This is a genomic window from Paraburkholderia acidisoli (assembly GCF_009789675.1).
Lineage (GTDB): Bacteria > Pseudomonadota > Gammaproteobacteria > Burkholderiales > Burkholderiaceae > Paraburkholderia > Paraburkholderia acidisoli.
Genome location: NZ_CP046913.1, coordinates 2,067,043 through 2,079,808, shown reverse-complemented (window position 1 = coordinate 2,079,808; position 12,766 = coordinate 2,067,043). Strand labels below are relative to the sequence as shown.

The following is a 12,766-nucleotide window of genomic DNA, read 5'->3' as shown; positions in this document are numbered from 1 at the left end:
CCCTCGTGCCGCACCGCTTGTTCGGGCTTATCGCCATGCTGTGGGTCGGCAGTCAGCTGACCATCGGCTACGCGGTCGCGCCCGTCGTGTTCGCCTCGCTCGAACGCGTGGTGGCCGGCGGGATCGCCGCGCAGCTCTTCATGATCGAAGGCATCATCGGCGTGGTGTGCGGCGTGCTGCTGCTCGGGCTCTCGAACGTGCTCGCGCGGCGTGGCGCCGTAGGCTACCGGCGCTTGCGCTGGATACTCGCCGCCATGCTGCTGTGCGTGTTGGTCGGCTATTTCGCGTTGCAGCCGTACATGAACGAACTGCGCATGGCCGCCATGAGCGCGGGCATGGACGTGGCGAGTTCGCCGTACGCGAGCCGCTTCGGCATGCTGCACGGGGTGTCGAGCGTGTTCTATCTGGTGGAGAGCCTGCTGGGCGCCTGGCTCGTCTGGCTGCTGCCTTCGGCGCGGGTGTCGGCGGCAGTGGCGCGCGGCTGAGCCGCGCCAGCTCCGGGCGGCGCCGTGCCCCAGGTTGGCCTCGGCATCGTACGAAAGCACGGCGCGAAAAAAAGCGCGGCTCGATGGCCGCGTTTTTTGCTTGAAGCGGATCGCGCTTATTTGGCGCTTACTTCGTGCTCATTTCGTGTTCTGATGGCCGCGCTTCGAGCTGGTCTGACGCTTCTTGGCGCGCTTGATGTTGCCGCCTTGCGTGACGCGTTCGTTGCCCTTGACGGTGACCCGCTGCGCCTTCGGCTTGCGCATGGGGTTTTCGCTGGGCTTCACGACCTTGACCACGCGCGGCGAGGCGCCGCGTTTGCCGGCTTCGCGCGCGCTCGGCACGTCGGCGGAAGGGCGCGTGACGGTGCCGCGCGCGCCGGCGCGCGCGGTGGTGGTCGACGACTTCGGCGCTTCGGGCTTCCAGATCACGAGCAGCTTGCCGATGTGCTGGATGGGCGCGGCGCCCAGGCGGTCGCAGATTTCTTCGTAAATGGCGATACGCTCTTCGCGCTCGTCGCCGAACACGCGAATCTTGATGAGCTGGTGCGCGTCGAGGTGGACCTTGATTTCCTTGAGGACCGCGTCGGTCAGTCCCTCGGCGCCGATGAGCACGACCGGTTTGAGCGCGTGAGCTTCGGAGCGAAGGGCGGAACGCTGTTCGGCAGTAATGGAAAGGGCGGGCATGGGATGTGGCAGACTCGACTAAAATAACGGCGCCGCGTGGCGCGACGGCCAGGGGCCGGAGGCGAAACCTTCGGGCCGGGCGTCGCCGGGGTCTGTGCATGACAGACCGGCTCGCGGGCGCAGCGGAACAACGGAAAACCGTGGGGAACGGCGTGGCGCGGGAATCAACGCCTGCGGAAGCCTGAGACGCGGTGGACCACCGCGGTAACGACTTCCGGCCCGGCGGGCCGCGACGGCCGCACGAATAAAACGCGTATTATCCGCCAAAAGCGCGGTTTCACGCAGCAACTGTTCATCTTTAATGGCAAAAAATCGCTTCAACACGTCGTGGCTGCACGACCACATCAACGATCCGTACGTGAAACTCGCGCAGCGGGAAGGCTATCGCGCGCGCGCCGCGTACAAGCTCAAGGAGATCGACGAGCAGGACAAGCTGATCCGCCCGGGCATGGTGATCGTGGATCTCGGCGCGGCGCCGGGCAGCTGGAGCCAGTACGCGCGCAACAAGCTCGCGCAGAGCACGAAGCGCGACGCGGAGCGGCAGGGCGGTATCGACGGCACCATCATCGCGCTCGACCTCCTGCCGATGGAACCGGTCGCCGATGTGCAATTTCTCCAGGGCGACTTCCGCGAAGACAGCGTGCTCGCGCAACTCGAAGAATTGGTGGGCGGCCGCCCCGTGGACCTTGTAATTTCGGATATGGCGCCCAATCTCTCCGGGGTCGCGTCCGCAGACGCGGCGCGTATCGAACACGTGTGTGATCTCGCGCTCGAGTTTTCGCAGAATCATCTGAAACCGGATGGGGCCCTTTTGGTGAAGTGCTTCCACGGCAGCGGTTACAGTCAGATCGTCGAAAAATTCAAGCATCAGTTCAAAATCGTGGCCGCGCGCAAACCGAAAGCTTCGCGCGACAAATCGGCTGAAACGTTTATATTGGGCAAACAACTGAAGCATCCCGGTTAAACGGGGCATGATTACGGTACAAGGGCGCCGGCGAACCGTGCAACGGGTGCGAAACGCGGTCCTGACAAGGCGCTGTGACTATTCCTGTGGTAGCGAAACGTTATGGCAGGGGTCCGTGTACTGGATTAGAATGCTTTGGTGGTGCCGCAAGGCAAATGTAGGCGCCCGTCTATGAGTGAAGGAGTGGTGCTTTGAACAACAACATGTTTTCGAAGGCAGCAGTGTGGTTGGTGATCGCACTGGTGCTGTTTACGGTGTTCAAGCAGTTCGACAAGCCCCGTGTCCAGGAAGGCGTTTCCTATTCGCAGTTCATGGACGACGCGAAGAACGGCAAGGTCAAGAGCGTCGTGGTGCAGGGGCGGAACCTCACGGTCACTCCGGCGGACGGCCAGAAATACCAGATCGTCTCTCCCGGCGACATCTGGATGGTCGGCGACCTGATGAAGTACAACGTGCAGGTGAGCGGCAAGGCTGACGAAGAGCCCAACGCGCTCGTCTCGGCGCTGTACTACCTCGGGCCAACCATCCTTATCATCGTGTTCTGGTTCTACATGATGAGGCAGATGCAGGGGGGCGGCAAAGGCGGGGCGTTCTCGTTCGGTAAATCGCGAGCGCGGTTGATCGACGAAAACAACAACGCGGTGAACTTCTCCGACGTCGCGGGCTGCGACGAAGCGAAGGAAGAAGTCTCGGAACTCGTCGACTTCCTGCGCGATCCGCAAAAATTCCAGAAGCTGGGCGGGCGCATTCCGCGCGGCGTTCTGCTGGTCGGCCCTCCGGGTACCGGTAAGACGCTGCTGGCACGCGCGATCGCCGGTGAAGCGAAAGTGCCGTTCTTCAGCATCTCGGGTTCGGACTTCGTGGAAATGTTCGTCGGCGTGGGCGCGGCCCGCGTGCGCGACATGTTCGAGCAAGCCAAGAAGCATGCGCCGTGTATCGTGTTCATCGACGAAATCGACGCGGTCGGTCGCCATCGCGGCGCCGGCATGGGCGGCGGCAACGACGAACGCGAACAAACGCTGAACCAGATGCTGGTGGAAATGGACGGCTTCGAGGCGAACTCGGGCGTCATCGTGATCGCGGCCACGAACCGTTCGGACGTGCTCGACAAGGCGCTGCTGCGCCCCGGCCGTTTCGACCGTCAGGTCTATGTCGGTCTGCCCGACATCCGCGGCCGTGAGCAGATCATGAAGGTCCACCTGCGCAAGGTGCCGATCGCCAACGACGTGGACGCAGCGGTCATCGCGCGCGGCACGCCGGGCTTCTCGGGCGCCGATCTCGCGAACCTCGTGAACGAAGCGGCGCTGTTCGCGGCGCGTCGCGGCAAGCGCATCGTCGAAATGCAGGACTTCGAAGACGCGAAGGACAAGATCTTCATGGGTCCGGAGCGCAAGTCGGCCGTGATCCGCGAAGAAGCGAAGCGCGCCACGGCGTACCACGAGTCGGGTCACGCGGTCATCGCCAAGCTGTTGCCGAAGGCCGATCCGGTGCACAAGGTCACGATCATTCCGCGCGGTCGCGCGCTGGGCGTAACGTGGCAGTTGCCGGAACACGACAACGAAACGTATTCGAAGGACTACCTGCTGGATCGTCTCGCCATTCTGTTTGGCGGTCGCGTGGCGGAAGAGCTGTTCATGAACCTGATCAGCACGGGGGCATCGGACGACTTCAACAAGGCCACGCAAACGGCGCGCGCCATGGTCACGCGTTTCGGCATGACGGACGCGCTCGGACCGATGGTCTACGCCGACGACGAAAACGAAGGCGGTCCGTTCGGCAAGGGCTTCACGCGGGCCATTTCGGAAGCCACGCAGCAGAAGGTCGACGCGGAAATCCGCCGCGTGCTGGACGAGCAGTACAACCTCGCGAAGCGCCTGCTCGACGAGAATCGCGACAAGGTCGAAGCCATGACCGCGGCGCTGATGGAGTGGGAAACGATCGACGCCGACCAGATCAACGACATCATGGCCGGCCGTCCGCCGCGCTCGCCGAAGAGCACGCCGTCGCAGGGCGATGCGCCCAGCTCGGGCGGCAGCGCAGGCAGCGAAGTCAAGCCCGGTAGCGCGACCGCTCCGGCCTGATCGAGCGGTAGGCAGTTGAGTTGAACGCGGGCCGGTGTGAATCTTCACATCGGCCCGTTTGTATTTCTGGCGCATTGCTGGCGTGCACGCACGCCGTAATTCGCGCTGTCGCATCTCGTTTCACTTCTAACGTTTTTTGACGTGCCCAATCCCAGTTCGCAAGGTAATCTCCCGCCTCAACCGCTCGCGTGCGGCCGTTTCACGCTCACGTTCGAGCGTCCGCTCGTCATGGGCATTCTCAACGCCACACCCGATTCGTTTTCCGACGGCGGCAAGTACATCGCATACGACGACGCGTTGCGCCGCGCGGAGCAGATGTTGCGCGACGGCGTGGACATCATCGATATCGGCGGCGAATCCACGCGGCCCGGCGCGCCGCCCGTGCCGCTGGACGAAGAACTCGAGCGCGTGATTCCGCTCGTGGAAAAGCTCAAGGGGGCGAACGTGCCGCTTTCGGTGGACACGTACAAGCCCGAGGTCATGCGTCATGCGATCGCGGCGGGCGCCGATCTCGTCAACGACATCTGGGGCTTTCGCATGCCCGGTGCGATCGACGCCGTGCGCGAGAGCCACTGCGGGCTGTGCGTCATGCACATGCTCGGCGAGCCGCAAACCATGCAGCTGGGCGAACCCGATTACGCCGATGTCGTGCGCGAGGTGCGCGAGTTCCTCGCCGCGCGTTGCGCGGAACTCGAGGCGGCGGGCGTTGCGAAGGCGCGCATCAGCGTCGATCCGGGCTTCGGCTTCGGCAAGGCGGTGATCGAGCACAACTACGCGCTGCTCGCGCATCTGCGCGAGACCGCGCCCGAGGTGGCGCCCGGCGTCGCGTCGTATCCGATCCTCGCGGGCATGTCGCGCAAGTCGATGCTCGGTGCGCTCGTGAACCGGCTCGCGCCCGAACGCGTCGCGGCGAGCGTGGCGGCGGCGGTCTGCGCGGCGGAGCGGGGCGCGGCCATCATCCGCGTGCACGACGTCGCGCCGACAGTCGACGCGCTAAAAGTGTGGGCGGCAATGCATGAGGCGATGGGTGAGGCGATGGGCGCGCGCCCCGCGTAATGCGGATTGATGCGGATTGATGCGGCATGACTGACGGATATCGTCCGGCGCGGCGCGATTCGATGCACGGCGAATAATCAGCGGAAATGCCGCGAGAAAGCGGCAACAAGCAGGAACGGCGGCGGCAAAATCAGGACAAACCGGCTAGACCGGCGACATACGATCGAGGATCAAAAAATGGGACGTCGTTATTTCGGTACGGATGGTGTACGTGGCAAGGTCGGTGAAGCGCCGATCACGCCGGATTTCGTGCTGCGGCTCGGCTACGCCGCGGGCAAGGTGCTGGCCGGGTCGGCGGCGGCGACCGGCGGGCCGCGCCCTTCGGTGCTGATCGGCAAGGACACGCGTATTTCGGGCTACATGCTCGAGGCGTCGCTGGAAGCGGGGCTCTCGGCGGCCGGCATCGACGTCATGCTGGCCGGCCCGATGACGACGCCCGGCATCGCCTATCTCACGCGCGCGCTGCGCCTTTCGGCGGGCGTGGTGATCAGCGCGTCGCACAATCCGTACTACGACAACGGCATCAAGTTCTTCTCGGCCGACGGCAACAAGCTGCCCGACGAGGTCGAGCATCAGATCGAAGAGCGACTCGACCAGCCGCTCGAGTGCGCGCCGTCCGACCTGCTCGGCCGCGCCCGCCGTCTCGACGACGCCGGCGGCCGTTACATCGAGTTCTGCAAGAGCACGTTCCCGCAGGCGTTCAACCTGCGCGGCCTCAAGCTCGTGATCGACTGCGCGAACGGTGCCGCTTACGACATCGCGCCGCACGTGTTCCACGAACTCGGCGCCGACGTGATCCCGATCGGGGTTTCGCCCAACGGCTTCAACATCAACGACGGCGTGGGCGCCACGGCCCCCGACGCGCTCGTGCGCGCGGTGCGCGCGAATCACGCGGACCTCGGCATCGCGCTCGACGGCGACGCGGACCGTCTTCAGGTCGTGGATGCCCAGGGGCGCCTCTTCAACGGCGACGAACTGCTCTACGTGCTCGTGAAGGACCGCATCGCGACCGACGGCAAGGTGGCAGGGGCTGTCGGTACGCTCATGACGAACCTGGCCGTGGAGCAGGCGCTGGACGCGCTCGGCGTGGGCTTCGTGCGCGCGAACGTGGGCGACCGCTACGTGCTCGAACAACTGCGCGAGAAGGGCTGGCAACTCGGCGCGGAAGGCTCGGGCCACATTCTCTCGCTCGACCGCCATACGACCGGCGACGGCATCGTTTCCGCGCTGCTCGTGCTCGCCGCGATGAAGCGCAGCGGCCAGACGCTCGCGCAACTGCTCGACGGCGTGACGCTGTTCCCGCAAAAGCTCATCAACGTGCGCATTGCGCAGGGCGCCGACTGGAAGGGCAACGCCGAAATCCAGCAGTCGATCCAGTCGGCGGAAGCGGAACTCAAGGGCAAGGGCCGCGTGCTGATCCGCGCCTCGGGCACGGAGCCGGTCTTGCGCGTGATGGTCGAAGCGCGCGAAGAGCGCGACGCGGTTCATTACGCAGAAGCCATTGCCGGAACCGTCAAGCGTTCGATCGCTTAAGTTTGTTCTGAGCTAATCGATGGGGTGTGACGTCGCGTCGCGGTGTCGCCCCCATCTTTTTTTGCAGTCTTTTTTGTAGCAATCGCAGAATTCTGCAAACGTTTCACTTGCAGGTTTCAGCGCGCTTTCTTTGCTGTCGCGAAGCCTTTTCGTTTCGCACCCCGAATCCCGCCCAAGCCGCCTCCAGCGGCCGTTACGCGCGGGCGGCCACGCGCCGGTCCCTTACCCATCCCGGCTTCACGCCGGTATGCGGCTGGTTTTCACTGGCTTTCAGCCAGTAATGTAAATGTCACGTTCGCTTCATGAATCGTCACGGTACTGTCACAGAGAGCCCCTAAGCTTCGCGGTGTCGTTCTTCCGCTCACACATCTGGAGGTCTCATGAAATTGATGCAAACCGCGCTCGCTGGCGTTGCTGGCGCTCTTTTCGCGATGGCAGCGCACGCTGCTGACATCACCGGCGCGGGCAGCACGTTCGCAGCACCGATCTACACGAAATGGGCAGACGCCTATCAAAAGTCGGGCGGCGGCAAGGTCAACTACCAGGGCATCGGCTCGTCGGGCGGCATCAAGCAAATTCAAGCCAAGACCGTCGACTTCGCAGGTTCGGACGCTCCCCTGAAGGACGACGAACTGGCTAAGGACGGCCTGTTCCAGTTCCCGACGGTGGTTGGCGGCGTCGTGCCGGCAATCAACGTGCCGGGCATCAAGGCTGGTGAAATCGTTCTGTCGGGTCAAGTGCTCGGCGACATCTACCTCGGCAAGATCAAGAAGTGGAATGATCCGGCCATCGTCGCCCTGAACCCGAAGGTCAAGCTGCCGGATCTGGACATCGCCGTGGTTCGCCGCGCTGATGGTTCGGGCACCAGCTTCATCTGGACGAACTACCTCTCGAAGGTCAACGCTGACTGGAAGAGCAAGGTCGGCGAAGGCGCAACGGTCAACTGGCCGACGGGTACGGGCGGCAAGGGCAACGACGGCGTCGCAGCTTTCGTGCAACGTCTGCCGGGCTCGATCGGTTATGTGGAATGGGCATACGCCAAGCAAAACCACATGATCTACACTGCCATGAAGAATGAGACGGGCGCGGTCGTTCAGCCGAGCACGGACACGTTCAAGGCAGCGGCTGCTGGCGCAGACTGGAAGAAGTCGTTCTACCAGATCCTGACGAACGAGCCGGGCAAGGACGCATGGCCGGTCGTCGGCGCAACGTTCGTGCTGCTGCACACGGCACAGGACAAGCCGGAACAGGGCAAGGAAACGCTCAAGTTCTTCGACTGGGCGTTCAAGAACGGCACCCCGGCTGCTGACAGCCTCGATTACATCTCGCTGCCGCAATCGGTCGTGAGCGAAATCGAAACGCAGTGGAAGGCGAAGGTCAAGGACGCAAGCGGCAAGGCAGTCGCCGAGTAAGGTTAGCGTCAGGCGAATAGCTGAAAGGGCCGCCGCGTGACGCGCGCGGCCCTCTCGCTTGTGTAAGCCGCCTGAAGCCACCGCACAAGCTGTCCCGATGTGCCGCCCGTCGACCGGTTCAGTGACCGGAAGACGGGCGATCGCAGTCTAGCGGCTGCATCAACGTCGTGAGCCTCGCGCTCGCGGCAACTGGAACCCAGGTCACCATGTCCGACGTCCCGCTCGTTTCCAACCCGCCCGGCAGCGCCGCGCAACAGAAAGCGCCCAGCCCGGCAGGGGACATCATTTTCGGCAGCCTCACCCGCCTTGCCGCCATCGTCACGCTGTTGCTGCTCGGCGGCATCATCGTTTCGCTGATCGTTTCGTCGTTGCCGACGATCCAGAAGTTCGGCCTCTCATTTCTCTGGACTGCTGACTGGGATCCTCCCAGCCAGCAGTTCGGCGCGCTCGTGCCTATCTACGGCACGATCGCCACCTCGATCATCGCGCTCATCATCGCCGTGCCTGTGAGCTTCGGCATCGCGCTGTTCCTGACCGAGCTTTCGCCCGCCTGGCTGCGCCGCCCGCTCGGCATCGCCATCGAACTGCTGGCCGCGATCCCGTCGATCGTCTACGGCATGTGGGGTCTGCTCGTGTTCGCGCCGATCTTCGCGCAGTACTTCGAAAAGCCGCTCGGCGTGCTGCTTGGCGGCATCCCGGTGGTCGGCGCGCTGTTCCAGGGCGCGCCCATCGGTATCGGCATTCTGTGCGCGGGCGTGATTCTCGCGATCATGATCATTCCGTACATCGCCTCGGTCATGCGCGACGTGTTCGAAGTCACGCCGGTGCTGCTGAAGGAATCGGCGTACGGCATCGGCTGCACCACGTGGGAAGTCATGTGGAAGATCGTGCTCCCGTTCACCAAGACCGGCGTGATCGGCGGCGTGATGCTCGGCCTCGGCCGCGCGCTCGGCGAAACGATGGCCGTGACCTTCGTGATCGGCAACACCAACCTGCTCGACAACGTCTCGCTGTTCTCGCCGGGCAACAGCATCACCTCGGCGCTCGCGAACGAATTCGCGGAAGCCGACCCCGGCCTGCATACGTCCGCGCTGATGGAACTGGGCCTGATTCTCTTCGTGATCACGTTCATCGTGCTGTCCATCTCGAAGTTCATGTTGCTGCGCCTTGAAAAAGCGGAGGGTGCGCGATGAGCGAACCGTTGATGAAGATTCCGGGCGCGATTTACGGGCCCGAACTGGAGCGCATGCGCGACAAGCTGCAAAGCCGTCGCCGTGTGACCAACGCGATCGCGCTGACGTGCTCGCTCGCCGCCATGGCGTTCGGCATCATCTGGCTCGTGTGGATTCTCTATACGACGCTGTCGCTCGGTATCGGCGGTCTTTCGGTGGAGCTGTTCACGCAGTCCACGCCGCCGCCGAACACGGATGGCGGCGGTCTCGCCAACGCCATCGTCGGCAGCCTGTTGCTGGTGGGCATCGCGACGCTGGTCGGCACGCCGATCGGCATTCTCGCGGGCATCTATCTCGCCGAATACGGCCAGAAGGGCTGGCTCGCGGGCGTGACGCGCTTTATCAACGACATTCTGTTGTCGGCGCCGTCGATCGTCGTGGGTCTGTTCGTCTATGCGCTCGTGGTCGCGAAGATGGGTCACTTCAGCGGCTGGGCCGGCGCGATCGGTCTCGCGCTGCTGCAGATCCCGATCGTGATCCGCACGACCGAAAACATGCTGAAGCTCGTGCCGAATGCGCTGCGTGAAGCGGCCTTCGCGCTCGGCACGCCGAAGTGGAAGATGGTGCTCTCGATCACGCTGAAGGCGTCGATCGCCGGCATCGTGACGGGTGTGCTGCTCGCCGTGGCGCGTATCGCCGGCGAAACCGCGCCGCTCCTCTTCACCGCGCTGTCGAACCAGTTCTTCAGCTTGAACATGAATCAACCGATGGCGAACCTGCCGGTCACGATCTACAAGTTTGCGATGAGCCCGTTTTCGCAGTGGCAATCGCTCGCGTGGGCCGGCGTTTTCCTGATCACGCTGGGCGTGCTGGGCCTGAACGTCCTCGCGCGCACGGTCTTTTCGAACAAGTAAGGGCGGAGTCATCCGATGAACATGGCAGAGAGTCACCTCAACACCGCCGCGCACGGCACTACGCCCTCGGCTGGTTTCAAACCCGCGGACCCCGCCCAGAACGGTCAGTTGCCCGCGCTCGGCAAGCCGAAGATCGAAGTGAAGGACCTGAACTTCTTCTACGGCAAGTACCACGCGCTGAAGAACATCAACCTGCAGATTCCCGAAGGCAAGGTAACGGCGTTCATCGGCCCGTCGGGCTGCGGCAAGTCCACGCTGCTGCGCACCTTCAACAAGATGTTCGCGCTCTACCCGGAACAACGGGCCGAAGGCGAGATCCTGATGGAAGGCGAAAACCTGCTGACGACGAAGCGCGACATCTCGCTCTTGCGCGCGCGTATCGGCATGGTGTTCCAGAAGCCGACCCCGTTCCCGATGTCGATTTACGACAACATCGCGTTCGGCGTGAAGATGTTCGAAACGCTGTCGCGTCCGGAAATGGACGACCGCGTGGAGTGGGCGCTCACGAAGGCCGCGCTCTGGAACGAAGTGAAGGACAAGCTGAACCAGAGCGGCTACGGTCTCTCGGGCGGCCAGCAGCAGCGCTTGTGTATCGCGCGCGGCATCGCCATCCGCCCCGAAGTCCTGCTGCTCGACGAGCCGTGCTCGGCGCTCGACCCGATCTCGACGGGCCGGATCGAAGAGCTGATCGCGGAACTCAAGAGCGACTACACGGTGGTGATCGTCACGCACAACATGCAGCAGGCCGCGCGTTGCTCGGACTACACCGCCTACATGTACCTCGGCGAGCTGATCGAGTTCGGCGACACCGAGAAGATCTTCATCAAGCCGGTCCGCAAGGAAACGGAAGACTACATCACCGGCCGCTTCGGTTAAGCGTCGAAAGGAGCCCATCATGTCCGATAAGCATCTCTCCAGCCAGTTCGACGCCGACCTGAATCTCATTTCGTCGAAGGTGCTCGAAATGGGCGGTCTCGTCGAATCGCAGATCATCACGGCGATGCAGGCGCTGAACGAGTTCGACGGCGAAGCCGCCGCGCGCGTGATCGCCGCCGAAGACCGTCTCAACACGATGGAAGTCGAGATCGACGAAGAGTGCAGCAACATCATCGCGCGCCGCCAGCCGGCCGCGCGTGACCTGCGCCTCGTGCTCGCGATCTCGAAGACCATCACGAACCTCGAGCGCGCCGGCGACGAAGCCGAAAAGATCGCCAAGCGCACCAAGCGCCTGATGGAAGACGGCGCCTCGCGCACCGTCAACATCGCCGAGATCAAGGTCTCGGGCGAAATGGCCGTGTCGATCCTGCGCCGCGCGCTCGACGCGTTCGCGCGCCTCGACACCGTGGCGGCCGCGCAGATCGTGCGCGACGACAAGGCGATCGACGAGGAATTCCGCGCTTTCGTGCGCAAGCTCGTGAGCTACATGATGGAAGATCCGCGCACGATCTCCGTGGGCCTCGACTATCTGTTCATCGCCAAGGCGATCGAGCGGATCGGCGACCACGCGAAGAACATCGCCGAGTTCATCATCTACATCGTCAAGGGCACCGACGTGCGGCACAAGTCGCGCGACGCGCTCGAACGCGAAGCGCTCAGTTAATCAACCGTTCAGATTCAACTGGTCCAAGCGACCAAAAGGTCACAAGAGGTGCCGATGCCCAGCAGCATTCTCGTCATCGAAGATGAGCCCGCTATTTCCGAGCTGATTTCGGTGAACCTGCAACACGCGGGTCATTGCCCGATCCGCGCGTACAACGCGGAACAGGCGCAAAACCTGATCAGCGACGTGCTGCCCGATCTCATCCTGCTCGACTGGATGTTGCCGGGCAAGTCGGGCGTCAACTTCGCGCGCGATCTGCGCAACAACGAGCGCACGAAGCACATCCCGATCATCATGCTGACCGCCCGCGGCGACGAGCAGGACAAGGTGCTCGGCCTGGAAATCGGCGCCGACGACTACGTGACCAAGCCGTTCTCGCCCAAGGAACTGATGGCGCGCATCAAGGCGGTGTTGCGCCGCCGCGCGCCGCAGCTCACGGAAGACGTCGTGGCGATCAACGGGTTGAAGCTCGACCCGGCCACGCACCGGGTGGCGGCCCATGCGGAAGGCAGCGAGATCAAGCTGGACCTCGGCCCGACCGAGTTCCGCCTGCTGCACTTCTTCATGACGCACCCGGAGCGCGTGCACAGCCGCACGCAGTTGCTCGACCAGGTGTGGGGCGACCACGTGTTCGTGGAAGAGCGCACGGTGGACGTGCATATCAAGCGTCTGCGCGCCGCGCTCAAGCCGGCGGGGTGCGATGCTATGATCGAAACGGTGCGCGGCAGCGGCTACCGTCTCGCGAAGAGCGCCTGAAGCTGTCCTGAAGTCCTGGCCGCGCCGCGGGGTAATGCACCTCGCGGCGCCGCTCGTTGGCCGCGCGGGCTTGCCCGGCGCCGGCCGCACGATGTTGCGTGCCCGCATC

12 protein-coding genes are annotated in these 12,766 nt (G+C 63.8%); 11 read left to right on the top strand and 1 reads right to left on the bottom strand.

Annotated elements, in window-relative coordinates; all coding sequences use genetic code 11:
* The first annotated feature begins 5 nt into the window (after positions 1 to 5).
* Positions 6 to 485 carry a DUF4149 domain-containing protein gene (locus tag FAZ98_RS09050; RefSeq protein ID WP_199272325.1) on the top strand — a complete coding sequence of 160 codons (480 nt, stop codon included), beginning with the start codon at positions 6 to 8 and terminating at the stop codon, positions 483 to 485.
* A gap of 138 nt (positions 486 to 623) precedes the next feature.
* On the opposite strand, the gene FAZ98_RS09045 is transcribed toward FAZ98_RS09050, so the two are convergent.
* Entirely contained in the window at positions 624 to 1,169 is a 546-nt protein-coding gene (locus FAZ98_RS09045) for a YhbY family RNA-binding protein (protein ID WP_158950797.1), read from the bottom strand.
* Between the two features lie 301 nt (positions 1,170 to 1,470).
* Between FAZ98_RS09045 and FAZ98_RS09040 the strand changes: the two genes are divergently transcribed.
* The 10 genes from FAZ98_RS09040 (at position 1,471) to phoB (ending at position 12,657) form a co-directional block, all read left to right on the top strand.
* Positions 1,471 to 2,133 carry an RlmE family RNA methyltransferase gene (locus FAZ98_RS09040; RefSeq protein ID WP_158950795.1) on the top strand — a complete coding sequence of 221 codons (663 nt, stop codon included), beginning with the start codon at positions 1,471 to 1,473 and terminating at the stop codon, positions 2,131 to 2,133.
* A 191-nt stretch (positions 2,134 to 2,324) separates the two neighbouring features.
* Entirely contained in the window at positions 2,325 to 4,214 is a 1,890-nt protein-coding gene (gene ftsH / locus FAZ98_RS09035; RefSeq protein ID WP_158950793.1) for an ATP-dependent zinc metalloprotease FtsH, read from the top strand.
* A gap of 228 nt (positions 4,215 to 4,442) precedes the next feature.
* A complete protein-coding gene (gene folP, locus FAZ98_RS09030) occupies positions 4,443 to 5,270 on the top strand; it encodes a dihydropteroate synthase (protein ID WP_158951928.1) in 828 nt (275 codons plus the stop codon).
* A gap of 177 nt (positions 5,271 to 5,447) precedes the next feature.
* Complete coding sequence (gene glmM, locus FAZ98_RS09025) at positions 5,448 to 6,803, top strand: phosphoglucosamine mutase (protein ID WP_158950791.1); 1,356 nt, start codon at positions 5,448 to 5,450, stop codon at positions 6,801 to 6,803.
* Between the two features lie 380 nt (positions 6,804 to 7,183).
* Positions 7,184 to 8,215, top strand: coding sequence for a phosphate ABC transporter substrate-binding protein PstS (gene pstS, locus FAZ98_RS09020; protein WP_158950789.1), 1,032 nt, complete (start codon positions 7,184 to 7,186; stop codon positions 8,213 to 8,215).
* A gap of 206 nt (positions 8,216 to 8,421) precedes the next feature.
* Entirely contained in the window at positions 8,422 to 9,408 is a 987-nt protein-coding gene (gene pstC, locus FAZ98_RS09015; protein ID WP_158950787.1) for a phosphate ABC transporter permease PstC, read from the top strand.
* Complete coding sequence (gene pstA / locus FAZ98_RS09010) at positions 9,405 to 10,301, top strand: phosphate ABC transporter permease PstA (RefSeq protein WP_158950785.1); 897 nt, start codon at positions 9,405 to 9,407, stop codon at positions 10,299 to 10,301. Before pstC ends, pstA begins: the two co-directional genes overlap by 4 nt.
* 21 nt (positions 10,302 to 10,322) lie before the next feature.
* Positions 10,323 to 11,177, top strand: a complete 855-nt coding sequence (pstB, locus tag FAZ98_RS09005; protein WP_407672058.1) for a phosphate ABC transporter ATP-binding protein PstB — start codon at positions 10,323 to 10,325, stop codon at positions 11,175 to 11,177.
* A 19-nt stretch (positions 11,178 to 11,196) separates the two neighbouring features.
* The gene (gene phoU / locus FAZ98_RS09000; protein WP_035522773.1) at positions 11,197 to 11,901 is read left to right on the top strand and encodes a phosphate signaling complex protein PhoU; all 705 of its coding nucleotides are present in this window, start codon (positions 11,197 to 11,199) and stop codon (positions 11,899 to 11,901) included.
* A gap of 54 nt (positions 11,902 to 11,955) precedes the next feature.
* Positions 11,956 to 12,657 carry a phosphate regulon transcriptional regulator PhoB gene (gene phoB, locus FAZ98_RS08995; RefSeq protein ID WP_027817258.1) on the top strand — a complete coding sequence of 234 codons (702 nt, stop codon included), beginning with the start codon at positions 11,956 to 11,958 and terminating at the stop codon, positions 12,655 to 12,657.
* The last annotated feature ends 109 nt before the right edge of the window (positions 12,658 to 12,766 follow it).